The following is a 26,199-nucleotide window of genomic DNA, read 5'->3' on the forward strand; positions in this document are numbered from 1 at the left end:
TCACCGGGCGGTGGGCCCGGCAGCGGTGGGAGACTTGCCACATGCCCCTCACCGAGCCGCACGACGACCGCCTCCGGCAGGAGGATCCGGTCGACGCTGCGCGCGACGCCGGTGGGGGCGCCTCCGACGAGACCGCCCCGCCCGGGGCCGCCGCGCCGGAGGCGTCGGCTCCGGCGGCCGGGCCTGAGGCGTCCGAGGCTGGGGAGTCCGTGCCCGAGGCCGAGGCGGCCGGGCCCGAGGCGCCCGAGGCTGAGGCCTCTGGGCGTGAGGAGTCCGGGCCCGAGGCGTCCGAGGGCGAGGCGTCGGCGCCCGAGCCGGAGCCCGTGCTGCCCGAGCCGGTCCGGCAGCGCATCGTGGCGCTCACCGCGACGGTGCTGCCCGGGCTGCCCGCCGACGAGGTGCCGGTGCCGCTGCGTCGGGTCGCCAAGTTCGCCCCCAACCGCCGCGCGCGGCTCGGCGCCCCGGCCATCGCCGCCCAGCTCACCGCGGACCCGCTGTTCCGCCAGCGGATCACCGCCCGGGTCCTCGCCGACACCGGCGACCTGGGCGCCGCCGTGCTGGAGGGCACCGCGCCGGCCGCCGCCGACCCGGTCGAGGTGGCCGCGCTGGCCTACCTGGCCCGCCCCCGGGGCTGGCGGGAGCTGATCGAGGCCAGCGGCGCGGCGGTCCGCGCCGAGGCCGACAGCGCGGTGGTCGCCGAGCTGGTCCGCGAGGCCGAGCAGCGGGCCACCCGCGCCGAGCACGACCGGGCGGTGGCCCGGGTCGAGGCGGAGAAGCTCCGCGACGAGCTGGCCCGGGTCCGCGAGGAGCTCGGCCAGCTGCGCGAGGAGAGCCGGCAGCTGACCCGGTCGCTGCGCGAGACGCAGGCCCGCGAGCGCAAGGCCAGCGAGCTGCTCGCCACCGAGCGGGGTCGGGCCACCCGCGCGGCGGCGGACGCCGACGCCGAGCTGCGCCGGGTCCGGGCCCGGCTGGCCGAGGCCGAGGCGGCGGCGGGGGTCGCCCGAGCCAGCGCCAAGGAGGCCCGCTCGGTCGACGACGCCCGGCTCTGGCTGCTGCTGGAGACCATCGGGCAGGCCGCGGTCGGGCTGCGCCGCGAGCTGGCGCTCGACCCGGTCGACAAGCTGCCCGCGGATTTCGTCGCCGACGCCTTCGCCGACCAGACCGCCGCCCCGGCGGCCGGCGCCGCGACGCGCGCCCGGGACACCGACGACCCGGCCCGCCTCGACCAGCTGCTCGCCCTGCCCAGGGCGCACCTCGTCGTCGACGGCTACAACGTGACCAAGCGCGGCTTCGGCGAGATGTCCCTGGAACAGCAGCGCAAGCGGCTGATCACCGGCCTGGGCGGGATCGCCGCGCAGACCGGCGACGAGGTCACGGTGGTCTTCGACGGCGCCGAACGGATGCACGGGCTGCCGCCGACGCCGCGCGGCGTACGGGTGCTCTTCTCCCGCAAGGGGGAGACCGCCGACGAGCTGATCCGGCGCCTGGTCCGCGCCGAGCCGCCGGGACGGCCGGTGGTGGTGGTCTCCTCCGACCGCGAGGTCGCCGACGGCGTACGCCGGCACGGGGCGTACCCGCTCGGCGCCGACTCCCTGCTGCGCCGCCTGGCCCGCTCCTGATCCGGGGTGCTTGATCGCTTTCGGGCCGTCCGCGACCGCTTGTCCCTTTTCTGTCGTACCCCGCGCCTACCGTCGTGGTGACCGACGGTGCTCGGGTGGCGACGGTGACGCCGCGCCCGGTCGCCGCAGCGCATCAGGAGGCGAGATGCTCATCGACTGCGCGGGGTGCGGTATCCGGGGCGACGGCTGCGCCGACTGCCTGGTGACCGCCCTGCTCGACGATTCGTCCCCGGCCGCCGGGCTCGACGGCGCGGAGGCCCGGGCGATCGAGGTGTTCGCCCGAGCCGGGTTCGAGGTGGAGGTGCTGCCCGCGCCCCGGCCGGCCGGGCGGTCCACCAGACGCCGGCGCGTCGCGTGACGGGCCACGGCGACGCCCGCTCCCCGGGGCCGGTGGCGCGGGGAACGGGCGTCGGGGGGTGACGGTCAGCGGGACGGGTCCCGGTTGAACAGCTTCTTCGCCCAGAGATAGCCGACCAGCGCGATGGCGGCGCACCAGGCCGCCGCGAGAGCGGCGTTCGTCCCCACCGGTCCGCCGGTCAACAGGCCGCGCAGGGTCTCGATGATGGGGGTGAAGGGCTGATACTCGGCGAACTGGCGCAGCCCGTCGGGCATCGAGTCGGTGGGCACGAACCCGCTGCCGATGAAGGGCAGGTAGGTCAGCGGCATGGGGAGGTTGCTCGCCGTCTCGACGCTCTTGGAGACCAGCCCCAGCGCGACCGAGAGCCAGGTGAAGGCGAAGGCGGTCATGGCCAGCACGCCGGCGGCCGCCAGCCAGGCCGGCGCGCCCGTGGTGGGCCGGAATCCGATCAGCAGGGCGACCCCGGTGACCACCGCCAGGCTGAGCATGGTCTGCGTCAGGCTGCCCAGCACGTGGCCGGTCAGCACCGACGCCCGGGCGATCGCCATGGTCCGGAACCGGGCGATGATGCCCTCGGTCATGTCCATCGCGACCGACACCGCCGTCCCGGTGGCCGCCAGGCCGGCGGTTATCAGCAGGATCCCGGGGGTGACGTAGTTGACGTAGTCGCCCCGGTCGCCCGAACCGCCGCCCAGCCCCGCGCCGAGGGTGGCGCCGAAGACGTAGACGAACAGCAGCAGCAGCATGATGGGCATGCCGACGAGCAGCACCGTCATCGACGGGTAGCGCACCCAGCGGCGCAGGTTGCGGCGCAGCATCGTGCCGGAGTCACGTACGGCGTACGTCAGGGTGCTCATCGGGGGGTTCCCACCTTTTCGGGCTGGCCGGTGAGGGCCAGGAAGACGTCGTCGAGATCGGGCGTGTGCACCGACAGCGACTCCACGGCGATCGACTCGCTGTCCAGCAGGTCGAGCAGGCTCCGCAGCGACCGGACATCGCCGTCGCCGGGCACGTGCAGGGTGAGGTCGGCGGCGTCGCGGGACTGCCCGGGCAGCAACCGGACGGCCGTGTCGAACGCGGCCCGGTCGGCGAAACGCAGGCTGACGTGTCCACCGGGGACGAGCCGCTTGAGTTCCGCCGGGCTGCCCTCCGCCACCAGGCGACCGTGGTCGAGCACGGCGATCCGGTCGGCGAGCTGGTCCGCCTCCTCGAGGTACTGGGTGGTGAGGAAGATGGTGACGCCGTCCGCCACCAGGTCCCTGACGATCTGCCACATGGCCTGCCGGCTGCGCGGGTCGAGGCCGGTGGTGGGCTCGTCGAGGAAGACGACGCGGGGGCGGCCGACCAGACCCATCGCCAGGTCGAGTCGCCGGCGCATCCCGCCCGAGTAGCTGGCGGCGGGCTTGCCGGCCGCCTCGACCAGGTCGAACATCCTGAGCAGGCCCTGCGCCCGCTGCCGCCCCTCGGCCCGGGGCAGGTGGTGCAGGTCGGCCATGAGCCGCAGGTTCTCCTCGCCGGTGAGCAGCCCGTCGACGGCGGAGAACTGGCCGGTCACGCCGATCGCGGCGCGTACCGCGTCGGGCTCCCGGGCGACGTCGTGGCCGGCGACCCGCGCCTGGCCGGAGTCGGCGCCGATCAGGGTGGACAGGATCTGCACGGTGGTGGTCTTGCCGGCGCCGTTGGGGCCGAGCAGGGCGAAGATCGTCCCCGCGGCGACGGTGAGGTCGATCCCGTCGAGCACGACGTGATCGCCGAAGGACTTCCGCAGGGCGGTGACCGTGATGGCCGCCGGGGCCGAACTGGGTGGCATGTCATCTCCTTGACGCCGGCCGTCGGGCCGGTCGAGGGCTGGCCGGCCGTCGGGCCGGGGCGGGGGGACGGGGGCGGTCAGCAACGGCGGATCACGATGTCGCCGAAGGAGGTCCGGGCGGTCACCCGCACGGCGCCCTCGGGCTCGACGGGCGGTTCGTACGCCTCCAGGTGGTTGTCCACGCGGCCGAACTGGGTGTGCAGGTCGAGCAGGGCGGCGGTGCCGGAGCGGACGCCGATGTCGAGCCCGCCGGCCGCGGTGCGGACCGACACCGTGCCCGCCGAGACCTCGCCGATCCGGATGTCGCCGTTGGCGGCCGTGACGGTGACCGGGCCGTCCGCGCGGTCCACGGTGGTCTCGCCGTTGGCGCTCTTGACCCGCACCTCGCCGGTGACCGTGCCGAGCCAGCTGTCGCCGTTGGAGTTCCTGACCACCGCGTCGCCGTCGACCTGCTGCACGCGGATCCGGCCTGACCCGGTGCTGATCCGGGCCGGACCGGCCACGTGCTCGACGCGGACGCCGCCGGCGGAGGTGTCGAGGTCCACGTCGGCGGCGTGGTCCAGTCCGATGTCGCCGGTCGCGATCCGGACCCGGCAGCTGCCGAGCCGGCCGCTGCCGTGGAACGCCGCCACGGAGGCCTCGCCGTGCAGGTGCGAGCCGGTGGGCAACCCGATCGTCACGTCGACCGAGCCGGGCTTGCCGAACAGCCCGAACCCGCGCTGCCGGGGGGACCTGACCACGAGCCGGCCGTCGGCGTACTCCACCCGGGTCTGTTCGGCCGCCCGTACGTCGGCCTCGAGGGCGGCGTTGCTCGGGCGGATCTCGACGTTCGTGTCGGTGCGGTCGGTGGCGGTGACCCGGACGTCACCGACGACGAGGTCGACGGTGGCCGAGATAGGAGCCGGGGTGACGAATGTGGGCACGACGCAGTCCCTTCTGACGGGTGGACGTCCCGGACCGGGACGGGTGGTGGGAGGGGTGACGCGGACCGGCGGGCGGCTCAGCGGGCCCAGCCGGTGTAGCGCTGCCCGCTGAGCGGGGCGCGTCGCTGCGGGTGCCGGTCCGCCCCGCCGGACGACACGGCGGCCGTGGCCGCCCGGACCAGCCAGGCGTTGACCGAGAGGCCGTCGCGGGCGGCCGCCTCCTCGATGCGGCTCTTGAGGTGTTCGGAGAGGCGGAAGCTGATCCGCGAGGTGGCTCCCTCCTCGGCGTCCGCCGGCGGCGGGACGGCCGGCTCGGGGGCCCCGGCTTCGCCCTGCGACTCGGGGCCGGCCGGCGGTGGCGTCACGACGAAGCTCGGCTCCCGCCCGCGCAGGCGCAGCTCGACCGAGCCGGGTGCCAGGTCGCGGGTGATTTCGGCCGCCGCCGCGGTCAGCGCGTCCAGGAGCGCCAGCCGGAGCGCCGAGTCGAGCGGCCCCGCCAGTCGCTCGGCGAGGGCGCGGGCCTCGTCGCCGCCGAGTTCGGCGACGCCGGCGAGTTCCTGCCGGAGGTTGTCGACATACGACGTCAGGTCCATGACGCCACTATGGCATCAACGTGGCGTCATGGCAAGCCATGATGACTTCGGATGGCGTCACGATGGCGAACGGTGACGCCAGGAGGGGTGGATCGGCCGCCGGGAAGGTGCATCGGCTGCCGGGACCGCAGCGTGCCGGGCCCTCCGGGCGGCGGCGCGGCGGGCAATAGGATGGGCGGTCACGGCGGAGGGAGCGGCGGCATGACGCGGGTACGGATGCGCACTGCTCGCGGCGACGCGGCGCCAGGACGGCGGCGGTGACCCCGCGCGGCTGGGCCCTGCTCACCCTCGCCGGGCTGACCCTCGCCCTCCTCGTCGCGGCGGCGCTGCTGATCCCCTGGCACCGGCCGCCGGCCCCCCGGGCCGACCAGCTCGCCGCGCTGGGCGACCTCCCCGCCGAGCAGGTGGCCCGCAGCCGGGAGTTCCGGTCCGCGCTGCGCCCCGCCGGCTGGGCCGCGATCGCGATCGGCCTGCTGGTGGCCCTGCTGCTCGGCCTGACCCCGCTGGGCAGCCGGCTCGTCGAACTGGCCGGGCGCCCGTTCGGCGACCACTGGGCCGCCCAGGCCGTCCTCGGCGGGCTCGCCGTGGTGCTCGTCGCCGACCTGGTGACCCTCCCGTTCGCCGCCTGGCGGCAGGCCGTGCTCACCCGCTACGGACTGAGCACCAACGGCTGGAGCGGCTGGACCGTCGACCTGCTCAAGTCGTACGCGGTCAGCGCGGTGATCGGCGCGGTGGCGCTGCTCGGCTTCTACACCGTCATCCGGCTGTCGCCGCGCTGGTGGTGGGCGTTCGGCGCGGCCGGTGCGGCGACCCTGGTGGTGCTGCTCTCCTTCGTGCTGCCGGTGCTCGTGGAGCCGGTCTTCAACCGGTTCACCCCGATGGAACAGGGCCCGCTGCGCACCCAGCTGATGCAGCTGGCGGACCGCGACGGCGTCCCGGTGCGCGACGTGCTGGTCGCCGACGCCTCGCGCCGCACCCGGGCGGTCAACGCGTACGTCTCCGGGCTCGGGCCGACGCGGCGGGTGGTGGTCTACGACACGCTGCTGCGCGAGGCGACGCCGGCCGAGGTGACCGCCGTCGTGGCCCACGAGCTGGGGCACGCCAGGGACCGGGACGTCGCGGTCGGCACGCTGACCGGGGCGCTGGGCGCCGCCGCCGCGGTGGTCGCGCTCTACCTGCTCGGCTCCTCCGGCCCGCTGCTGCGGCTGGCCGGCGTCGACTCGGTCGCCCAGCCGCGCGCGTTCCCCCTGCTGGTCGCCCTGGTGACGGTGGCCGGGCTGGTCTCCGCGCCGGCGCAGGCGCTGATGTCGCGGCGGGTGGAGGCGCGCGCCGACGCGCACGCGCTCGCCCTGACCGGCGACCCGGCCGCGTTCGAGGCGATGCAGCGGCGGCTCGCCGGCATCAACCTCGCGGACCCCGATCCGCCACGCTGGGAGTACCTCTACTCCGCCACGCACCCGTCCACGGTCGAGCGGATGGCCGCCGCCCGCGCCCACGCCAGGGAGACCGGCCGATGAGCCGTACGCTGCTGATCACCAACGACTTCCCGCCCCGTCCCGGCGGGATCCAGTCCTTCGTGCACAACCTCGCGGTGCGCCAGCCCGCCGGGTCGGTGGTCGTCTACGCCTCGACGTGGCGGGGCGCGGAGAAGTTCGACGCCGACCAGCCGTTCGAGGTGGTCCGGGACCGCACCCGGGTGCTGCTGCCCACGCCGCTCGTGGCCCGCCGGGCCGCCCGCCTGGCGCGCGCGTACGACTGCGACACGGTGTGGTTCGGCGCGGCGGCCCCCCTCGGGCTGCTCGCCGCGGGCCTGCGCCGCCGGACGGGCATCCGTCGGGCGGTGGCGCAGACCCACGGGCACGAGGTCGGCTGGGCCGCGCTGCCGGCCGCCCGGGCCGCGTTGCGGCGGATCGGGCGCGGCGTCGACGTGACGACCTACCTGGGCGAGTACACCCGGGTGCGGCTGGAGCGGGCGCTGCACGGGGTGACCGAGCTGCACCGGCTCGCCCCCGGGGTGGACGTGGACGCCTACCACCCGTCGGTCGACGGCGAACCGGTCCGGCTCCGGCTCGGGCTGGCCGACCGCCCGGTGGTGGTCTGCGTGTCCCGGCTGGTGCCGCGCAAGGGGCAGGACATGCTGATCCGGGCGATGCCCGAGATCCGTCGCCGGGTGCCCGACGCCGCGCTCCTCGTGGTCGGGGGCGGGCCCTACCGGGCCACGTTGGAGAAGCTGGCCCGCCAGACGGGCGTCGACCGCGACGTGGTCTTCACCGGCTCGGTGCCGTCGGCGGAGCTGCCGGCCCACTACGCCGCCGGCGACGTCTACGCCATGCCCTGCCGCACCCGCAACCGGGGTCTCGACGTCGAGGGGCTCGGGATCGTCTACCTGGAGGCCTCCGCGACCGGCCTGCCGGTGGTCGCCGGCGACTCCGGCGGCGCGCCGGACGCGGTCCGCGAGGGCGAGACCGGTTTCGTGGTCCGTGGCCGCGACGTCGCCCAGCTCGCCGACCGGGTGGCCACGCTGCTCGCCGACCGGGACCTGGCCCGCCAGTTCGGCGCGGCCGGTCGCGCGTGGGTGGAGCGGGAGTGGCGCTGGGAGGCGCAGGCGCAGCGGATGGCCGCCCTGCTCGCCGGCTGACGGCGCCGCGGTCCTGGTGGTTTCCGGCGGTGGGGCCCGTCAGCGCAGGCGGGCCAGGACGCGCTCGGCGGAGCCCGGGCGGCCGAAGTGCCAGCCCTGGCCGGCGTCGCAGCCGATCGCCCGCAGCCGCTCGGCCTGCCCGGCGGTCTCCACGCCCTCGGCGGTGACGGTCAGGTCCAGCGCGTGGGCCAGCGAGACGAGCGAGGCGAGAATCCGCTCGTCGGCCCGGGCCTCCGGTGCCTGCAGCCCGGCCACGAACTGCCCGGCCACCTTCAGCTCGGTCACCGGCAGGTCCCGCAGGTACGCGAGGTTGCAGTAGCCGGTGCCGAAGTCGTCGATGGCGATCCGGACGCCCAGGTCGGCGAGCACCCGCAGCGCCCGGACCGGCTCCTCGGCGGTGCTCATCATGGTGCTCTCGGTGATCTCCAGCTGAAGCCGCTCCGGCGACAGCCCGGTGTGCCGCAGCAGCGCGCGTACCTCCTGGACGAGACCGGCGCGGCGCACCTGCCGTACGGCCAGGTTGACACTGACGAACGGGGCGGGCCCGGCGTCGACGGCCCAGCTCTCGGCCTGCCGGCACGCCTCGGCCAGCACCCAGCCGCCGAGCGGGACGATCAACCCGGTCTCCTCGGCCAGCCCGATGAAGCTGTCGGGCCGCAGGACGCCCAGCTGCGGGTGCCGCCAGCGCACCAGGGCCTCCATGCCGAGCACCCGGCCGTCGCGCAGCGACGTCAGCGGCTGGAAGTCGAGGTAGAACTCGCCCCGCTCCAGCGCCGCGGGGATGGCCGCGGAGAGCGCGTAGCGGGCCAGGTCCTGGCGGTCCCGGTCGGCGTCGTAGAGCGCCCAGCGGTCGCCACCGGCGGCCTTCGCCCAGTGCAGCGTGCTGTCGGCCGCCCGCATCAGGTCACCGGGGGAGGTGCCGGCGACCTCCCGCTCGACGATGCCGATGCTCGCCGAGACGCTCAGCTCGTGCCCGTCCACCAGCACCGGCTCGCGTACCGCCGCGAGTGCGGCCTCGGCCACGGCGACGGCGTCGTCGGTGCCGGTGGTGCCCTCGACCAGGACGACGAACTCGTCCCCGCCGAGACGGGCGACCAGGTGCCCGTCGAGGGCCCGGCGGAGCCGGTCCGCCACGGCCACCAACAGCCCGTCGCCGACCTGGTGCCCGTGCGAGTCGTTGACCACCTTGAACCGGTCGAGGTCGAGGAAGCAGACCCCGAGGCGCGCCGCGCCCCCGGTGGGCGAGTCGATGGCCGCGCGGAGGCGCTCCGTCAACAGCGTGCGGTTGGGCAGGTCGGTCAGCGGGTCGTGGGTGGCCTGGTGGCGGAAGCGCGCCTCGCTGCTGCGCAGCGCCCGCTCGGCCTCCGCCCGGGCGGTCATCGCGGCCCGGCGGATCGTCTCCTGCTCGTCCAGCGTCCGGTCCCGCAGCGCGCGGGCGTACCCGGTGGTCACGGCGGCCAGCAGCCGGGCCAGCCGGTCCTCGACCTCCTCCTCGACCAGCCCCAGGTCGCGGGCCAGCCGGAGCTGGACGACCTCGACCGTGCGGCCCAGCGCCTCGGCCGAGGCGATGTGGGCGGCCACCAGCTCGGTGCCCACCCGGTGCCCGACCCGCAGGTCGATCGGCTCGGCCAGCAGCGCCGCCGCGAGTTCCTCGGTGAGGCGTTGCAGCAGCGCCTCGAGCTGGGCCTGGGTCATCGGCAGGTAGCTGGTGCCGGAGACGGCCTTGGCCCATGCCCGGGCGAAGATCCCCGGGCGGGACGGGTGGCCCACGGTGGTGCCGGTCGGGGCGACCGCGGTCGCCCCGGGCGGCTCACCCACCGAGTCGCCCGACGCCGCCGATGAAGGCCGCCCGCTCGGCGTCCTCGGCGCTGTCGGGGGACTCCGGGCGCCACTGCGGCACCCAGACCACGCCGGGGTCGACCAGCTCGAAGCCGTCGAAGAGGGCGGTCAGCTCGCCACGGCTGCGGATCCACAGCGGATTGTCGGTCCGCCGGTAGACCCGCTCGGCGTCGGCCCGCTCGTCGTCGCCACGGCCGTCGCCGCTGGCCTGCGAGAGCACCAGGTAGCTGCCCGGCGCCAGCGCCTCGCGCAGCGTCCGCAGCAGCTCGGCCGGCCGGTCGTCGTCCGGCACGAAGTGCAGCACCGCCACGATCATCACGGCGATCGGCTGGTCGAAGTCGAGCAGCCGGCGGACGTCGGGGTGGGCGACGATGCGCTCGGGATGGCGCAGGTCCTCCTGCACCACGACGGCGCGGTCGTTGCCCTCCAGGATCTCCCGGCTGTGGGCCACCGCCACCGGGTCCACGTCGACGTAGACCACGCGGGCGTCGGGGGCGTCGCGCTGGGCGATCTCGTGCACGTTGCCGACGGTCGGGATGCCCGAGCCGACGTCCAGGAACTGCCGGACGCCGGCGTCGAGGAGGAACTGCACCGCCCGGCGGAGGAACGCCCGGTTCGCCTGTGCCATCAGCGGGGCCTCCGGCACCGCCGCCACCATCGCCTGGGCCGCCGCCCGGTCGACCGCGAAGTTGTGTGAGCCGCCGAGGTAGTAGTCGTACATGCGGGCCACGCTGGGGCGTTCGATGTCGATCTCGTCGGGTGCCCAGTCCGGCCGCTGCATGCGCTCACCCCTCCTGTCGGCGTGCGGGACACCGTTGCCCGCGCCGGTATTCTGCCGGTTGCCCGCCCGGGAGACCATAGCGCGCGGCGAACCCTTCGACGCCGCCGCTCGAGGCGACGACGAAGGGTCCGCGCCGCCCGTCGGCGGTCGCGGACCCGTCGGTGGTACGTCGTCGGGCTCCCGGCGGGAGCGGTCAGAACTTCGGGGCGTCCGGCGCCTCGAGCAGACCGAGCCGCAGCGCGGTCATCAGCGCCTGGGCCCGGTTGGCCGCGCCCAGCTTCTCGTAGAGCTTCGAGATGTGGGTCTTGGCGGTGGACTCGCTGACGAAGAGCTGCTTCGCGATGCCCGCCACGCTCATCCCGTCGGCGAGCAGCCGCAGCACCTGCCCCTCGCGGGGGGAGAGCTGCGGACCGGACGGGGCCAGCCGGCGCTTCATCGCCTCGGCCAGGTCGGCGGCCGTGAAGGCGCTGGGGGAGGAGGCGGCGTGCCGGGCGGCGGCGACCACCTCGTCGGCCGGCGCGGTCTTGGGCACGAAGGCGCTGGCCCCGGCCTCCAGGGCGCCGAAGAGCTGGTCGTCGCCGGCGTACATGGTGAGCACGACGATGCCCATCGAGGCGCTCGACTTGCGGAGCGCCCGGGTGGCCTCCAGGCCGCTGCCGTCGGGCAGCCGCAGGTCCATGATCACCACGTCCGGCTGCAGCGCACCCGCCTGGCGTACCCCCTCCGCCGCCGTGGCGGCCTCCCCGACGACCTCGAACTGCCGGTCGCGCTCGAACGCGTGCCGCAGGCCCTTGCGGATCAGGTCGTGATCGTCGACAAGGAGGACCTTGGTACGGGTGGCCGGTGTCGGACTTGTGGTCATCCTCGGGTTACTCCCCTTCTACTGCCGCTGCGCTACCGCGCACGTTATCGCGCCGGGGCGAGGAGCCGAGCACCACCGCCACGGTCGTGCCGCTCGGTTGCCGCGGCCTGATCTCCAACCGGCCCCGGATACGTTCCGCCCTCTCGGCCATGATCGCAAGACCGTAGTGCCCGTCGGACCGCTGGTCAGCGATCCCCTGACCGTCATCCGACACTTCGATCTGCGCGTACGGCGGGTCGACCTCACAGGTGACCCAGAGATTCGACGCGCCCGCGTGCTTGCGCGCGTTGGTGACCGCCTCCTGGGCGATGCGCAGCAACTCGGCCTCGGTGGCGGCGGGCAGCCGCGCGGTGGACTCGTCCAGGGACAGGTGCACCCGCAGCCCGCCGGAGGCGCCGACCGTGCGGGCGTACTCGGCGATCGCGGCGGCCAGGCCGCCGTGCCGGTCCACCTCGCTGCGCAGCTCGAAGAGGCTCAGCCGCAGCTCGGTGATGACCCGGGTCACCTCGCCGCGCAGCGTGCGCAGCGCCTCGGCGGTCTCCTGCGGGTCCTCGTCGACGTACGCCAGGGCGTTGTCGATCCCGTAGCCGACCATCACCAGTTCCTGCGCCACCCCGTCGTGGATCTCCCGGGCCAGCCGCTGCCGTTCCTCGTTGGTGGCCAGCGAGCGGACCTCGTCGAAGAGTAGCGCCGCCTCCAGCCGCAGCGCGGCCGGGCGGGTCAGCCCGGTCACCCGGGACACCACGCCGGGCGGGTACGCCTGCGCCGCGTCCGCCTCCAGCACCACCAGCCCGACGGTGCGCACCCCGGCCACCAGCGGCACGATCAGGGCGGACACGTCGCCGCCGCGGTGCGACCGGGCCTGCGACCGGGCCGCGGTGTGCGGCTGCTGGCTGGCCCACGCGTCGGCGATGGCCGAGTCCGCGTCCAGCGTCGTCTCCCAGTCGACCCGTTCCACGCCCACCTGGGCGAGCACCACCAGCCGGCCGCCGCCGCTGGCCGACAGCACGGCCGCCCGGTCCGCCCGGGCCACCGTGCGCAGCTCCTCCAGCAGGTGCTCGGAGATGCCGCCCGGGTCCAGGGTGGCCCCGGGCAGCTGCCGGGCCACGGTGCGCAGCTGGGTGAGCAGCCGGGTCGCCTCGGCGTACGGCTGGGGCTTGCCCTCGTTGCGGACCTGCATGACCCGGTGCAGGCCGCTGGCGGCGGCGAGGCCGAGCCCGGCCAGGATCAGCCACTGGGCGCAGACCACCAGGTAGCCGAGCTCGCCGATCTGCCGCTCGCCGTCGACCTCGGTGAGGGCACCCGCCACCAGCAGGGTGGCCGCGGCGACGGCCAGCAGGGCCACGCCCTCGCGGAACCGGCGGCGCAGCGCGGTGACGGTCACCGGGACCGCCAGGTAGGGCAGCACCGCCGAGGCGCCCAGCCCGCCCACGTCCCCGCCGAGGGTGGCGACGGCGGCGACCTGACTCGCGGCCAGCCCCAGCACCAGCACCTCGGCCACCCGGCTGAGCGGGCCGACCGGCCGGTGCTCGGGCGCCAGCAGGGCGGGCAGCCCGGCGGCCGCCAGCAAGGCGATCCACCAGAGCTGGCCGGGGTCGTGCGTGGCGTACAGGGTCAGGACGGCGACGAGCGCCAGCATGACCACGCGCGCGGCGGCGGCGAGGGGATGCGGCTGGGGCCGGGGGGGCGTCGAGGCGGGCACGTGACGGATGGTAGTCAGCCCCCGTAGATGTCGGCGATCTCCGCCGCGTACGACTTGTGCACCACCTGCCGCTTGACCTTCAGCGACGGGGTCAGCTCGCCCGTCGCCTCGGTGAAGTCGCGGGGCAGGATCCGGAACACCTTGATCGCCTCGGCCTTGGAGACCGCCTGGTTCGCGGCGTCGACGGCGCCCTGGATCTCGGCGCGCAGCCCCTCGTGGTCGCGCAGCTTCTCGACGCGGGTGTCCTCGGGCAGGCCGGCCGAGGCGAGCCAGCGCGGCAGCGCCTCCTCGTCGATGGTGACCAGCGCGGCGATGAACGGCGCGCGGTCACCGACCACCACGCACTGGCTGATCAGGGGGTGGGCCCGGACCTGGTCCTCCAGCACGGCCGGGGCGACGTTCTTGCCGCCGGCCGTCACGATGATCTCCTTCTTGCGGCCGGTGATGCTCAGGAAGCCGTCGTCGTCGAGTTGGCCCAGGTCGCCGGTGCGGAACCAGCCGTCCGCGCTGAGCGCCTCGGCGGTCGCCTCGTCGTTGCGCCAGTAGCCCTGGAAGATCAGATCGCCGGCGATCAGGATCTCGCCGTCGTCGTCGATCCGGATGGTGACCCCCGGCAGCGGCCGGCCGACCGAGCCGATCCGGGTGGCGTCGGGCAGGTTCGCGGCGGCGGCGGGGGAGGTCTCGGTCAGGCCGTAGCCCTCGCACACGTTCACGCCGATGCCGCGGAAGAAGTGGCCCAGCCGCGCGCCGAGCGGGGCGCCGCCGGAGATGGCGTCCCGGCACCGGCCGCCGAGCGCCGCCCGCAGCTTGCGGTAGACCAGCTTGTCGAAGAGCGCGTGCTGGGCGCGCAGCGCCAGGCCGGGCCCGCCGGAGGTCTCCAGCGCCTCGCTGTACGCGATGGCGACCCGCTCCGCGCGGGCGAAGATCTTGCCCTTGCCGTCGGCCTCGGCCTTCTGCTTGGCGCCGTTGTAGACCTTCTCGAACACCCGGGGGACCGAGAGCACGAAGGTGGGGCGGAACTCCTGCAACTCGCCGACCAGGTTCTTGGGGTCCGCGCAGTGCCGCATGGTGGCCCGCGCCTGCACCACGCCGATCTGGATGAGCCGGGCGAAGGCGTGCGCCAGCGGGAGGAAGAGCAGGGTCGAGGCGCCCGGCCGGAACAGGTTCGGCAGCACCGGCACCGCGTTGGCGATGTCGGCGTACATGTTGCGGTGGGTCAGCACGCAGCCCTTGGGGCGGCCGGTGGTGCCGCTGGTGTAGATGATGGTGGCGAGGTCGTCGGCGCGGACGGCGGCCCGCCGCCGGTCGATCTCCGTCGGGTCGACCGCCTCGCCGGCGCGGACCAGCTCGGCCACGGCGTCGAGGTCGATCTGCCAGACGTGCCGCAGGTCGGGCAGCCGGTCCCGGACGCCGGCGACCAGGGTGGCGTGGGCGTTGCTCTCCACCACGCAGGCCACCGCGCCGGAGTCGGACAGGATCCAGGCGGCCTGGTCGGCGCTGGAGGTCTCGTAGATCGGCACGGTGACCGCGCCGGCCGCCCAGATCGCGTAGTCCAGCAGGGTCCACTCGTAGCGGGTGCGGCTCATCAGGCCGACCCGCTCGCCGGGCTGGACGCCGGCCGCGACCAGGCCCCTGGCCGCCGCGACGACCTCGTCGCGGAACTGCCGGCAGGTGACGTCGGACCAGGTGCCCCCCGCGCCGGTGGGACGGACGAACTGGACCGTGTCCGGGGCGACCTCGGCGTTGTCCCAGACCGGGTCGGTGAGGTTGGCCGCGTCGCCGACGGTGACGATCGGCGGGACGGAGAACTCGCGCACCTGCACTCCCTCGTGCTCACTGGCCGGGCCGGCCGCCACCACGGGTCGGCTCTGTCGAAACCTACCCGCCCCGGTGACCGGGGCGAAAAGGCAGGTCGCCCAGGCTGCCCGCGGGTCGCCGCCGGACGCTTCGATCCGGCGTGCCCGGGGGCGGCGCGGCGTGGGCGCCGCCGGTGCCGGGTAGCCTCCCCCCATGGCGGACACCTCCACCCAGTCGATCATCGTCGGCGCGTCACCGGAGCGGGTGGCGGCGGTCATCTGCGACTTCCCGAGCTACCCGGAGTGGACCGAGGCGATGCGGCGGGTGGAGGTGATCGAGGAGTACGAGGACGGCTACGCCAGCCAGGTCCGGTTCACCATCGACGCCGGCGTGCTGGCCGACGAGTACGTGCTGGCCTACGAGTACGCCGAGGACCTCTCCCGGATCGAGTGGCACCTGGTGGAGCCCTCGAAGATGCAGAAGTTCCAGCGCGGCTCGTACGACCTGGACGGCAACCCGGACGGCAGTACGACGGTGACCTACACCCTGGAGGTCGAGCTCTCCGTCGGGATGCTCGGCATGTTCCGCCGCAAGGCCGAAAAAATGATCATGGATACCGCGTTGAAGCAGCTCAAGCGCCGGGTAGAAGCATCCGGTGCGACGCAGTGACGCGTCGGGCGGCACGGTAGGGGAGCCGACCATGGGTGCAACGGATCCGGGTTCGGCCCGGGAAGAGGCCGAACGTCTGGTCGCCACGGCGCTGGCCGCCGCCCGGCTGGCCGCGGCCGGTTCGAAGGGCGGCCAGTGGGGTCCGCTCGGTGGGATCGTGTCGAGTGTCCTCGGTCACAGCGGCGGCCCGGGTGGGTCGGCCGGGCAACCCACGGGTGGTTTCGCCACCGGCGCGGCCGAGTGCTGCGTCTGCCCGGTCTGTCGGGGCATCGCCGCCCTGCGCGACCCGAGTCCCGAATTCGCCGAGCGCCTCGCCACCGGCGCGGGCGACCTGGCTGCCGGTGTGGCCAGCCTGCTGCGCGCCTTCACCCCGCCCGAGCCCTCCGCCGACGCCCCCGCCGGGCCGGCGGCCACCCCCGGGTCGGGTGGCGCCGACGACCACGTGTGGCGCGAGGCCACCCGTAGCGGGCATGATTCTCAGCCGGCACCGGAGCGGGACGTCTGGTCCGCCGCCACGCGGGCGGAGGACGAGGCCGCCCCGGCCGCCGTACCGCCCGTCGACGTCGCCGGGCAGGCCACCACGGTGACCGTCCGGACGTCCACCGACGGGCCCGTGGTCCCCACGTCCCGGGCACCGGGGGACGAGGGCGAGCAATCCCCGGGCGACGGGGCCTGACCACCGCACATCCCGACCACGCGCCGGCCGTCCGCCGGCGCCGGTGCGGGCAGCACAGCAGAGGGGAGTGGCAGCGGTGACGCTGACCATCGGAGTCGACGTCGGTGGCACGAAGGTGGCCGGTGGTGTCGTGGACGCCGCCGGCACGGTCCTCGTGCAGGCCCGACGGGACACCCCCGCCGACGACGTCGCCAAGACCCGTGACGTCATCACCGAACTGGTCCGCGAGCTGGCCTCCGGGCACGCCATCGAGGCGGTCGGCATCGGCGCGGCCGGCTGGATCGACGCCAGCCGCTCGACCGTGCTGTTCGCCCCGAACCTGGCGTGGCGGGACGAGCCGCTGCGCGACTACGTCAGCGCCGCCACCAACCTGCCGGTGATCGTGGAGAACGACGGCAACGTGGCGGCCTGGGCGGAGTTCCGCCACGGCGCCGCCCGCGACGCCGACGACTCGATGGTCATGTTCACCATCGGCACCGGCGTCGGCGGCGGCATCGTGCTCGGCGGGGAACTGCTGCGCGGCGCCAACGGCATCGCCGCCGAGCTGGGCCACATGCTGACGGTGCCGGACGGCCACCAGTGCGGCTGCGGCCGGCTCGGCTGCATCGAGCAGTACGCCAGCGGCAGCGCCCTGGTGCGGTTCGCCCGCGCCGCCGCCCGGCAGGAGCCGCACCGCGCCACCGGCCTGCTGGAACTGGCCGACGGCGAGGCCGAGGCGGTCACCGGGCCCATGGTCACCGCCGCCGCGCAGGCCGGCGACCCGGTCTCCACCGAGGCGTTCGCGCAGGTCGGCCGGTGGCTCGGCACCAGCCTCGCCGACATGGCGCAGATCCTCGACCCGCAGGTGCTCGTCGTCGGCGGTGGGGTGATCGACGCCGGGGACCTGCTGCTCGGCCCGACCCGCCGGTCGTTCGCCGACGCCCTGGCCCAGCGCAGCCGCCTCCCGGTCGCCGAGATCCGCCCGGCCGAGCTGGGCAACACCGCCGGCGTCATCGGCGCCGCCGACCTGGCCCGCCGGATCTGAGGTGGTGGCCGTGACGCAGAGCCCGGGCGTGCCGCTGCGCGTCGTGTCGTACAACATCCACAGCCAGCGGGACGACACGGCCGCGCTGGCGGCGGTGGTCCGCGACGCCAGGCCGGACGTGGTGATCGTGCAGGAGGGGCCGCGCCGGTTCCGGTGGCGGCAGAAGTCCGCGGCGCTGGCGGAGTCCTTCGGCCTGGTGGTGGCCGCCGGCGGGCTGCCCGCGCTGGGCAACCTGCTGCTGACCAGCCTGCGGGTGCGGGTGGTGGCCGACCGCTGCCAGCGCTTCCCGCTCACCCCCGGCCGGCACCTGCGCGGCGCCGCGTACGCCGAGTGCGTGGTCGCCGGCGCGGCCCGGTTCACCCTGGCCGGGTCGCACCTGTCCACCGACCCGGCCGAGCGGCCCGCGCAGGCCGCGCTGTTCAAGCGCGAACTGGACGCCGCCACCACGCCGGTGGTCGCCGCGGCCGACCTGAACGAGGGGCCGGACGGGCCGGCCTGGGCCACCGTGGCGCGCGGGCTGACCGACGCCGCCGTGGCCATGGACCGGGCCGACCGGCTCACCTACTCCTGCACGAACCCGCGGCGGCGCATCGACGCCCTCTTCGTCGATCCCCGGATCACCGTGGTCGACTACGACGTGGTGGACACCCCGCAGACCCGCCGCGCCAGCGACCACTTCCCGGTCCTGGTCGACCTGCTGCTGCCGGCCGCCGACTGACCGCCCGGCGCGGCCGGGGCTGGACAACGCGCTCCGTAGTGGAGAGGATGCTGCGCGACCCGGCACTCGTGCCGCACAAAAGGAGATCCCGGTGTCCACCTCCACCGACCACGGCCAGCCCGACCCGGAGGCGAGCACTCTCGCCCTGACCCGCGACGGCCGGCCGGTCTCCGACCGGGGCGACACCGTCTGCGTCGTCGGCGCGGGGGCCAGCGGTCTCACGGCCATCAAGAACCTGAAGGAACACGGCTTCGGCGTCGACTGCTACGAGCGGGAGACCGGCGTCGGCGGCGCCTGGAACTGGCGGCACGACCGCAGCCCGGTGTACGCGAGCACGCACCTGATCTCTTCGCGGCCGTTCACCCAGTTCCCCGACTTCCCGATGCCGGACGACTGGCCGGACTACCCGCACCACAGCCGGCTGCTGTCGTACTTCGAGCGGTACGCCGACCACTTCGACCTGCGCGGGCACATCTGGTTCGGCACCGAGGTCGTCCGGGTGGAGCCCGTGGCCGGCGACCGCTGGGACGTGACCACCCGCAGCACCGGCGGCTACGGCCCGGAACGCACCTCCCGCTACGCGGCCGTCGTGGTCGCCAACGGCCACAACTGGTCGCCGAAGCTGCCCCGCTACGAGGGGCTGGAGGAGTTCCGGGGCGAGGTCATGCACGCCTCGTCCTACAAGGACCCGGCGCAGCTGCGCGGCAAGCGGGTGCTGGTGGTGGGCGCCGGCAACACCGGCTGCGACATCGCCGTCGAGGCCGCCCAGCAGGCGTCGCGCTGCTGGCACTCGACCCGCCGGGGCTACTGGTACGCCCCGAAGTACGTCCTCGGCCGCCCCGCCGACCAGGTCAACGACGCGCTGCTGGCGCTGCGCGTGCCGCTGCGGGTGCGGCAGTGGCTCTACCACTGGACCCTGCGGCTGACCGTCGGCGACCTGACCCGCTTCGGCCTGCCGAAGCCCGACCACCGGGTCTACGAGACGCACCCGATCGCCAACAGCCAGCTCGTCTACTACGTGGGCCACGGCGGGATCGCGCCGGTGCCGGACGTCGTCCGCTTCCACCCGTACGCCGTCGAGCTCTCCGACGGCCGGGAGATCGACCCGGACCTGGTCGTCTTCGCCACCGGGTACCTGCCGCGCTTCGAGTTCCTCGACCCGAAGGTGCTCGGCGACGACGCGGGGGAGGGCCGCCCGAAGCTCTGGCTGAACGCCTTCGTCCCCGGTCGCCCCACGCTGGCCGTGGCCGGGCTGGTGCAGCCGGACTCGGGCATCTTCCCCCTGTCGCACTGGCAGTCGGTGCTCTTCGCCCGGCTGCTGCGGCTGCGCGTGACCCGTCCCGACCGGGCGGCCGCCTTCGCCGCCCGGGTGTCGGCGAAGGCGGGGGAGCGGTACGCCGGGCCCGTCAAGGACAGCAGCCGGCACTGGTTCGAGGTGGGCCACGCCGACTACCTGCGCGCCGTCCAGCGCGCGCTGCACGACCTGGAGGAGGCCCGGTGAGCGCGAGGAGTGCAGCGCAGCGGAGCCCCGCAGTCGCGAACGAAAGGCTGGACCGGTGAGCGCGAGGAGTGCAGCGCAGCGGAGCCCCGCAGTCGCGAACGAAAGGCTGGACCGGTGAGGGCGAGGAGTGCAGCGCAGCGGAGCCCCGCAGTCGCGAACGAAAGGCTGGACCGGTGAGGGCGAGGAGTGCAGCGCAGCGGAGCCCCGCAGTCGCGAACGAAAGGCTGGACCGGTGAGGGCGAGGAGTGCAGCGCAGCGGAGCCCCGCAGTCGCGAACGAAAGGCCGGAACAGTGAGTCACGTGCGGATCATGCGGGGGCGGGAGTGGGCCCGTCCGGTCCGCCCGGTCCGGCGTGAGGTGCTCGGCGCGGCCCCCGAGGTGGAACAGGGACGCCCGCCGCTGCTCTTCGTACCGGGCTTCGGGCACGGCGCCTGGGCGTTCGCCGAGCACTGGCTCGGCCACGCCGCGTCCCGGGGCTTCCCGGCGTACGCGCTGAGCCTGCGCGGGCACGGCGACAGCGGGCCGGCGCCGGAGGCGACGCTGCGGGCGTACGCCCACGACGTGACCCAGGTGGCGGCGGGCCTGCCGCGCCAGGCGGTGCTGGTGGGGCACGGCGCCGGGGCGCTCGTGGTGGCCCACGCGTTGGCCCGCTACCCGGCCCGGGCTGCGGTGCTGGTCGCGCCGGTGTTCGGCGGCTGGGCGACGTTCGGGGCGGCGCTGCGCCGCAACCCGGTCGGCACGCTGCCGGCGGTGTTCGGCGGGCCGCTGCGGCTGCACCGCCGCCAGTTGTTCAGCCGGGAGCTGCCCGAGGCGGAGGCCCGCAGCTACGCGGGCCGGCTGGGGCGGGCCGGTCGGCGCGCCCAGTGGCAGTTGTTGACCGGGCGGGCCGCCGAGCCGGCGGTGGGCGACCCGCCGGTGCTGGTGCTGGGCAGCCCCGACGACCGGGTCGTCCCGGCGACGGCGCTGACCCGGGCGGCCCGGCGGTACGGCTCCGCCCCGTTGCTCTTCCCCGGCATGGGGCACGACATGATGCTCGACGTGCGGTGGCGGGAGCCGGTCGACGCGATCCTGGACTGGCTGGAGAAGGACCCGGCGCCGACCGGCCGGCCCTGACCGATCCGGGCCGCGCCGCCGGCCTCAGCCGGCGCCCAGCCGGGTCAGCAGCGAGCCGCTGTCGTCGAGGGCGGAGAGGTAGGAGCGGGCCCACGTCCGGATGTCGTGCCGGTGCAGGTGCGCCCGCATGGCCCGCATCCGCGCGCCGAGGTCGTCCGGGCCCGCCCGCAGCGCCGCGAGCAGCCCCTGCTTGAGCCCCTCCAGGTCGTGCGGGTTGACCAGGTACGCCTGCGGCAGCTCGGCGGCGGCGCCGGCGAACTCGCTGAGCAGCAGCGCGCCGGTGTCGTCGACGCGGGCGGCCACGTACTCCTTGGCGACGAGGTTCATCCCGTCGCGCAGCGGGGTCACCGCCATCACGTCGGCGACCCGGTAGAGCGCGGCCAGTTCGGCCCGGTCGAACGGCTGGGTCAGGTAGTGGATCGCCGGCTCGCCGACCCGGCCGTACTCGCCGTTGATCCGCCCCACCTCGCGTTCCACCCGTTCGCGGAGGATCTGGTACTGCCCGACCCGTTCCCGGCTGGGCACCGCCACCTGCACGAGCACCGTGTCGCGCACCTTGACGTGCCCGTTGGCGAGCAGCTCGCTGTACGCCTTGAGCCGCTGCTCGATGCCCTTGGTGTAGTCCATCCGGTCGACGCTGAGGATCACCTGCTCGGGACTGCCGAGGTCGCGGCGCAGCCGGGCGGCCCGGTCGGCCACGTCGGGCCGGGTGGCCAGCGCGGCCATCTCGACGGTGTCGATGGAGACGGGGAAGGCGCCGATCCGGACCACCCGGTCGTCGACGGCGATCCGCCGGTCGGTGGCGGGGACGTCCAGCACCTTCGCCACCAGTTGGGCGAAGTTGTGCGCGGCCTGGGAGCGCTGGAAGCCGATCAGGTCGGCGCCGAGCATCCCGCGCAGCAACTCGGCCCGGCGGGGGAGCTGCATGAACAGCTCGGGTGGCGGGAACGGCACGTGCAGGAAGAAGCCGATCCGCAGGTCGGGCCGTAGTTGGCGGAGCAGGCCGGGCACCAGTTGCAGGTGGTAGTCCTGCACCCACACGACCGCGCCGGGCTCGGCCATGTCGGCCGTGGCCTCGGCGAACCGCTGGTTGACCCGCTGGTACGCCTCCCACCAGCTGCGGTGGTACTCCGGTTGCTCCACCGAGTCGTGGTAGAGCGGCCAGAGGGTGGCGTTGGCGAAGCCCTCGTAGTGGTCGCGCAGGTCTTCGGCGCTCAGCGGAACGGAGTGCATGCGGACGCCGTCCACGTCGGGCAGCGCCGGCGCCGGGCCGGTGCCGCCGGCCCACCCGACCCACGTCGCCGGGGTGTGCCGCAGGAGGGGATGGAGGGCGCTGACCAGGCCGCCGGGGCTGCGGCGCCATTCGCAGGCCCCGTCGGGCGCCACACTGTCGTCGATGGGCAGGCGGTTGGCCACCACCACGAGGGAACTCTGTCGCATCTCGGGCATTCCGATCAGCAGGGGAGCGACCGCCGCAGCGGAGGAACAACCGGGCAGTCAGCGAGGGATGTGACGGACAGCGGTATTCCTACTGACAGTAAGTTACACCAGTGTTGCGTCCCCGGCGCGGGGCGTCCGTCGTCCCGGGATGCGGGCAGGAGTGCCGGTGGTCAGACGACCGCGCCGTCGTCCGGGTCGCGGTCCTCGTCGTCACCGGGTCGCAGCCGCCAGATCAGCGCGACGAAGCCGGCCAGGATGCCGGTGAAGCCGAACAGGTTGACCACCGAGGGGTCGGCCACGGGGAAGACCGACGGGAAGAGGAAGAGCACGAAGCCGAGCACGATGGCGAGCACACCGACCACCGCGTACTTCGAGAAGCGCGGCAGGGGCGGGGGCGGTGGCGGGGTGTAGCGCTCGTCCTCCGCCTCGTCGTCGGGCAGGTCCGCGCCGAAGGTGTCCAGCCCGTCGAGCAACGACGGCTCGTCCTGCCGGCCACGGGAGAGGGAGACGCCCGAGATGTCGGCCGCGTACGGCAGCCGGCGCACGTCGGTGGCGGTCGGCCCGGCGGGCTCGTCGGGCGTGCCGAGGGCCACCGGTCCGCCGGCGGGCCCGGGCGCGTCGTCCACGTCTTCGGCGGCGGGCCACGGGTTGTCGCCACCGCGCGGGGCGGTGGTGTGGAAGCCGGCGACGATACGGGCCCACTCGGCCTCGATGTCCGGCTCGTCGTCGCGGGGCTTCTCGGGGGCCGTCTCGTCCGCGAGCTGGGTCAGGTAGTCCCGCGCGGTCCTCAGGTGGGACCGGTCGACGTAGAGCCGGTCGACGGGGCGGGACGGGACGGTGGTGGTGCGGGTGACCGGGTTCAGGTCGGCCGAGGGCTGGAGGTAGGCGGCGATCCCGCCGGCGGCCAGGACGTCGAGCAGGTGCTCGCCGACGCGCGGATCCACGTCGCCGGCGATGGCGTACTCGCTCGCGTCGAGCCCGTTGTCCCGCCGTCCCCGGCGGGCCCCACCCGCTGACACCGGACATCCTCCTCATCACGCGCCCGCGGCGCGGCCGCCTGAGCCCCCTCGGCGCCGACCGCACGCCGTGCCTTGAATCGTGACACGTCCGGACCCGGTTCCGGGAGTGCCTTGTGGCGCGGCGTACGAAGTCAGAGGCCCTGTCGCAGGTCGCGCCCGGGGATTTATGTCCGTTCTTGCTGAATGTTTTTCAACGGAGCCCCGCCGACGGTGCCGCCCGGGGAGCCTCCGGCGCTGGTGAACGCGCCGAGCGCCGGTCAGCCCGGGTCGGACGGTGAGCCGGGCCGCACCAGGCCGCTCTCGTACGCCGCCACGACGAGCTGCGAGCGGTCCCGGGCGTGCAGCTTGGCCAGCAGCCGGCTCACGTACGTGCGGGCGGTCGCCGGGCTGATGTGCAGGACCGCGCCGATCTCGTCGTTCGACCGGCCGGCGGCGACCTCGGCCAGCACCTCCCGCTCCCGGGCGGTCAACGAGGCCAGCCGGGCCGGGTCCGGCTCCCGCCCGCCGGCGCGCACCGCCGCCATGACCCGCCGCGTGACCGCGGGGGAGAGCAGGGCCTCCCCGGCCCGGACGATCCGCACCGCTCCCCGCAGCTCGTCGGGGCCGGTGTCCTTGAGCAGGAAGCCGGACGCGCCGGCCCGGATCGCCTCGAAGACGTACTCGTCGGTGTCGAAGGTGGTGAGCACGACGACCCGTACGCCGGTGAGCCGCTCGTCGGCGACGATGCGGCGGGTGGCCTCGATGCCGTCCGTGCCCGGCATCCGGACGTCCATCAGCAGGACGTCGGGCCGCTCGGTGACCGCCAGCCGGTACGCCGCGTCGCCGTCGCCCGCCTCGCCGACGATCTCGATGTCCGGCGCCCGGTTCAGCAGCGCGCGCAGCCCCGCGCGGACCAGGTGCTGGTCGTCGACGAGTCCCACCCGGATCACGTGGTCCCTCCCAGGGGTAGTTCGGCGCGTACCTCGAAGCCGCCGCCGGGTCGGTTGCCGGCGGTGACGGTGCCCCCGAGCAGGGCGGTGCGCTCCCGCATGCCGCCGAGCCCGTACCCGCGCGGGGCGTCCTCGCGTCGCCCACGGCCGTCGTCGCGGACGGCGACGGCGAGGGTGCGGGGGCCGCGGACGACGTCGATCTCGACGGTGCGCGCGCCGGCGTGGCGCAGGGTGTTGGTCAGCGCCTCCTGGATCAGCCGGTGGGCGGTCGAGTCGACCGCGGCGGGCAGACCGGTCAGCTCGCCCTGCCGGTGGACGGCGACCCGCAGCCCGGTGGCCCGCGCGCCGGTGGCCAGGGCGTCCAGCCCGGCCAGCCCCGCCACCGGTTGCCGGGGCTCGGCCACGGCCGGGTCGCGCAGGAGACCGAGGGTGGTGCGCAGTTCCCGGGCGACCTGGGTGGTGGCCGAGCGGACGTGCCCCAGGGCGGCCCGGGCGGCCGCCGGGTCGTCGTCGAGTGCCTCGTCGGCCACGCCGGCGTGCAGCGAGATGACGGAGATGTGGTGGGCGATCACGTCGTGCAGGTCCCGGGCGATCCGGAGCCGTTCCTCCTCGACCCGGCGCGCCGCCTCCCGGGTGTGGTCGCGTTCCAGCTGCCGCAGCCGCCACCGTTGCTCCCGGCGCCGCAACCGCCGGGACCGGACCCCGTCGCCGAGGGCGACCGCGGCGGCCATGATGGCGACGCTGGAGGCCAGCTCGAAGCCGATGAGGTACGCGACGCTCGCGCCCCCCGCCGCGCGGAACGCGGTGGAGACGACGAGCAGGCCGAGCCCCACGAGCACCGCCCAGCGCAGCTGCCCGGCCTCGGCCGCCGAGTAGAGCGCCGCGGCGAGGGGGAGGGCCAACCCGACCGGCGGGTAGCCGGCCACGTAGTAGGCGACCAGGCCGGCGGCGCTGACCACCAGCACGGCGGTCGGCGCGCGGCGGCGCAGGAGCACGAGCGCGCCGAGCCCGACGGCGAACAGGTAGGCGGGGACGTCGCGGCCCCGGTCGCCGCCCACGTTCGCGGTGATCGCCATCGCCACGACGGCCGAGACGGCGACGCCGATGAGCAGGTCCAACACGGTGGCCCGGGGCAGCCGGACCAGCCGGCCCGCCGCCCGGCCCGCCCCCCGCTGCGCCTCGGCCACCCGCACACCCCCGAGCGTAGGTGCCGCCGGCCCTCCCGCGGGGCCGACGGGTGTCCCGACCGACCGTCGCCCTGCGCGGTATCCGTGGCGGCCGGCGGTACGTCGACAGGCGACACCGCCCGCCTGCCGGCACGGCCGCCTGCCGCCGTCCGGGATGGACGCTCACGCCGCGCGGGCCGGATCACGTTGTGGCCGCCGGCATCGGGTTCGTAGGCTCATGCCCACGACGACCCGCGGCGATCGCGGCGGCGTCGCGACCACCCCTGGAAAGGACGCCGGTGCTGTACTGGCTGATGAAGTACGTGCTCCTCGGCCCGCTGCTGAGGCTGGTCTTCCGCCCACAGGTCGAGGGGCTGCACCACGTGCCCGACACCGGACCGGTGATCCTCGCCAGCAACCACCTGTCGTTCTCCGACTCGATCTTCACGCCGCTGGTGGTGAAGCGGCGGGTGACGTTCATCGCCAAGGCCGAGTACTTCACCGGCAGGGGCCTCAAGGGCTGGCTGACGAAGATGTTCTTCGTCGGCTCCGGCACCATCCCGGTCGACCGCTCGGGCGGCCGCGCGGCCAGGGCGGCCCTGGACACCCAGCTGCGGGTGCTGCGCGCCGGTGGCATCGCGGGCATCTATCCCGAGGGCACCCGCTCGCCGGACGGGCGGCTCTACCGGGGCAAGACCGGCGTGGCCCGGCTGGCCCTGGAGAGCGGCGCCCCGGTGATCCCGACGGCGATGCTCAACGCCGACGAGATCCAGCCGCCCGGCAAGCTGATCCCCAAGATCGCCCGGGTGCGGATCCGGTTCGGCCCGCCGCTGGACTTCTCGCGCTACGCCGGGCTGGCCGGTGACCGGTACGTCGAGCGCGCGGTGACCGACGAGATCATGTACGAGCTGATGGAGCTCTCCGGTCGCGAGTACGTCGACATGTACGCCCAGAAGGCCAAGAACCCGCCCGCCGGCCCGGCCCCCCGCGAGCCGGTCCCCGCCTGACGGGCCGCCCGCCCG

At 75.0% G+C, this 26,199-nt stretch carries 24 protein-coding genes; 11 read left to right on the forward strand and 13 right to left on the reverse strand.

The features are described 5' to 3' along the window. The first annotated feature begins 41 nt into the window (after positions 1–41). Complete coding sequence (locus DER29_RS27075; RefSeq protein ID WP_121400479.1) at positions 42–1,619, forward strand: NYN domain-containing protein; 1,578 nt, start codon at positions 42–44, stop codon at positions 1,617–1,619. 145 nt (positions 1,620–1,764) lie between these two features. Then, positions 1,765–1,977 (forward strand): hypothetical protein, encoded by a 213-nt coding sequence (locus DER29_RS27080; protein ID WP_121400480.1) that lies wholly within the window; start codon positions 1,765–1,767, stop codon positions 1,975–1,977. Positions 1,978–2,042: 65 nt separating this feature from the next. Here DER29_RS27080 and DER29_RS27085 read toward each other — a convergent pair whose 3' ends face one another. The 4 genes from DER29_RS27085 to DER29_RS27100 form a co-directional block, all read right to left on the reverse strand. Beyond that, on the reverse strand, positions 2,043–2,834 hold the full coding sequence (locus DER29_RS27085; protein WP_121400481.1) for an ABC transporter permease: 792 nt from the start codon (positions 2,832–2,834) through the stop codon (positions 2,043–2,045). After that, complete coding sequence (locus DER29_RS27090; RefSeq protein ID WP_121400482.1) at positions 2,831–3,787, reverse strand: ATP-binding cassette domain-containing protein; 957 nt, start codon at positions 3,785–3,787, stop codon at positions 2,831–2,833. The genes DER29_RS27085 and DER29_RS27090 overlap by 4 nt, the downstream gene beginning before the upstream one ends. 77 nt (positions 3,788–3,864) lie before the next feature. Then, positions 3,865–4,710, reverse strand: a complete 846-nt coding sequence (locus DER29_RS27095; protein ID WP_121400483.1) for a DUF4097 family beta strand repeat-containing protein — start codon at positions 4,708–4,710, stop codon at positions 3,865–3,867. A gap of 77 nt (positions 4,711–4,787) precedes the next feature. Beyond that, positions 4,788–5,303, reverse strand: a complete 516-nt coding sequence (locus DER29_RS27100) for a hypothetical protein (protein WP_121400484.1) — start codon at positions 5,301–5,303, stop codon at positions 4,788–4,790. A gap of 257 nt (positions 5,304–5,560) precedes the next feature. On the opposite strand from DER29_RS27100, the gene DER29_RS27105 reads away from it, so the two are divergent. Continuing rightward, positions 5,561–6,820, forward strand: a complete 1,260-nt coding sequence (locus DER29_RS27105; RefSeq protein ID WP_121400485.1) for a M48 family metallopeptidase — start codon at positions 5,561–5,563, stop codon at positions 6,818–6,820. Next, positions 6,817–7,941 carry a glycosyltransferase family 4 protein gene (locus DER29_RS27110; protein WP_121400486.1) on the forward strand — a complete coding sequence of 375 codons (1,125 nt, stop codon included), beginning with the start codon at positions 6,817–6,819 and terminating at the stop codon, positions 7,939–7,941. The genes DER29_RS27105 and DER29_RS27110 overlap by 4 nt, the downstream gene beginning before the upstream one ends. A gap of 39 nt (positions 7,942–7,980) precedes the next feature. Here DER29_RS27110 and DER29_RS27115 read toward each other — a convergent pair whose 3' ends face one another. The 5 genes from DER29_RS27115 to DER29_RS27135 form a co-directional block, all read right to left on the reverse strand. Next, a complete protein-coding gene (locus DER29_RS27115; protein ID WP_121400909.1) occupies positions 7,981–9,636 on the reverse strand; it encodes a bifunctional diguanylate cyclase/phosphodiesterase in 1,656 nt (551 codons plus the stop codon). A 115-nt stretch (positions 9,637–9,751) separates the two neighbouring features. Then, complete coding sequence (locus DER29_RS27120; RefSeq protein WP_121400487.1) at positions 9,752–10,561, reverse strand: SAM-dependent methyltransferase; 810 nt, start codon at positions 10,559–10,561, stop codon at positions 9,752–9,754. Positions 10,562–10,754: 193 nt separating this feature from the next. Then, positions 10,755–11,423, reverse strand: a complete 669-nt coding sequence (locus DER29_RS27125) for a response regulator transcription factor (RefSeq protein WP_007072219.1) — start codon at positions 11,421–11,423, stop codon at positions 10,755–10,757. A 7-nt stretch (positions 11,424–11,430) separates the two neighbouring features. Beyond that, positions 11,431–13,125, reverse strand: coding sequence for a GAF domain-containing sensor histidine kinase (locus DER29_RS27130; protein WP_121400488.1), 1,695 nt, complete (start codon positions 13,123–13,125; stop codon positions 11,431–11,433). Positions 13,126–13,139: 14 nt separating this feature from the next. Then, positions 13,140–14,942, reverse strand: a complete 1,803-nt coding sequence (locus DER29_RS27135; RefSeq protein WP_121400910.1) for a long-chain fatty acid--CoA ligase — start codon at positions 14,940–14,942, stop codon at positions 13,140–13,142. Positions 14,943–15,135: 193 nt separating this feature from the next. On the opposite strand from DER29_RS27135, the gene DER29_RS27140 reads away from it, so the two are divergent. From DER29_RS27140 to DER29_RS27165, 6 genes are all read left to right on the forward strand, one after another. Continuing rightward, complete coding sequence (locus DER29_RS27140) at positions 15,136–15,591, forward strand: SRPBCC family protein (protein ID WP_121400489.1); 456 nt, start codon at positions 15,136–15,138, stop codon at positions 15,589–15,591. A gap of 31 nt (positions 15,592–15,622) precedes the next feature. Next, positions 15,623–16,267 (forward strand): hypothetical protein, encoded by a 645-nt coding sequence (locus tag DER29_RS27145; RefSeq protein ID WP_121400490.1) that lies wholly within the window; start codon positions 15,623–15,625, stop codon positions 16,265–16,267. A 76-nt stretch (positions 16,268–16,343) separates the two neighbouring features. Continuing rightward, positions 16,344–17,291, forward strand: a complete 948-nt coding sequence (locus DER29_RS27150; protein ID WP_121400491.1) for an ROK family glucokinase — start codon at positions 16,344–16,346, stop codon at positions 17,289–17,291. Positions 17,292–17,301: 10 nt separating this feature from the next. Beyond that, entirely contained in the window at positions 17,302–18,009 is a 708-nt protein-coding gene (locus DER29_RS27155; protein WP_370040661.1) for an endonuclease/exonuclease/phosphatase family protein, read from the forward strand. Between the two features lie 91 nt (positions 18,010–18,100). After that, positions 18,101–19,510, forward strand: a complete 1,410-nt coding sequence (locus DER29_RS27160) for an NAD(P)/FAD-dependent oxidoreductase (protein ID WP_121400493.1) — start codon at positions 18,101–18,103, stop codon at positions 19,508–19,510. A 309-nt stretch (positions 19,511–19,819) separates the two neighbouring features. Next, positions 19,820–20,623: an alpha/beta hydrolase gene (locus DER29_RS27165; RefSeq protein WP_121400911.1), complete on the forward strand. Its 804-nt coding sequence runs from the start codon at positions 19,820–19,822 to the stop codon at positions 20,621–20,623. A gap of 24 nt (positions 20,624–20,647) precedes the next feature. Here DER29_RS27165 and DER29_RS27170 read toward each other — a convergent pair whose 3' ends face one another. The 4 genes from DER29_RS27170 to DER29_RS27185 form a co-directional block, all read right to left on the reverse strand. Further along, positions 20,648–22,063: a trehalose-6-phosphate synthase gene (locus DER29_RS27170; protein ID WP_121400912.1), complete on the reverse strand. Its 1,416-nt coding sequence runs from the start codon at positions 22,061–22,063 to the stop codon at positions 20,648–20,650. A 170-nt stretch (positions 22,064–22,233) separates the two neighbouring features. After that, complete coding sequence (locus DER29_RS27175) at positions 22,234–23,082, reverse strand: DUF308 domain-containing protein (protein ID WP_121400494.1); 849 nt, start codon at positions 23,080–23,082, stop codon at positions 22,234–22,236. A 257-nt stretch (positions 23,083–23,339) separates the two neighbouring features. Beyond that, positions 23,340–24,011: a response regulator transcription factor gene (locus DER29_RS27180; RefSeq protein WP_121400495.1), complete on the reverse strand. Its 672-nt coding sequence runs from the start codon at positions 24,009–24,011 to the stop codon at positions 23,340–23,342. Beyond that, entirely contained in the window at positions 24,008–25,204 is a 1,197-nt protein-coding gene (locus DER29_RS27185) for a sensor histidine kinase (RefSeq protein ID WP_199729566.1), read from the reverse strand. Before DER29_RS27185 ends, DER29_RS27180 begins: the two co-directional genes overlap by 4 nt. 272 nt (positions 25,205–25,476) lie before the next feature. Here DER29_RS27185 and DER29_RS27190 point away from each other — a divergent pair, with 272 nt between their 5' ends. Continuing rightward, positions 25,477–26,184 (forward strand): 1-acyl-sn-glycerol-3-phosphate acyltransferase, encoded by a 708-nt coding sequence (locus tag DER29_RS27190; RefSeq protein WP_121400496.1) that lies wholly within the window; start codon positions 25,477–25,479, stop codon positions 26,182–26,184. The last annotated feature ends 15 nt before the right edge of the window (positions 26,185–26,199 follow it).

It is taken from the genome of Micromonospora sp. M71_S20 (assembly GCF_003664255.1).
Lineage (GTDB): Bacteria > Actinomycetota > Actinomycetes > Mycobacteriales > Micromonosporaceae > Micromonospora.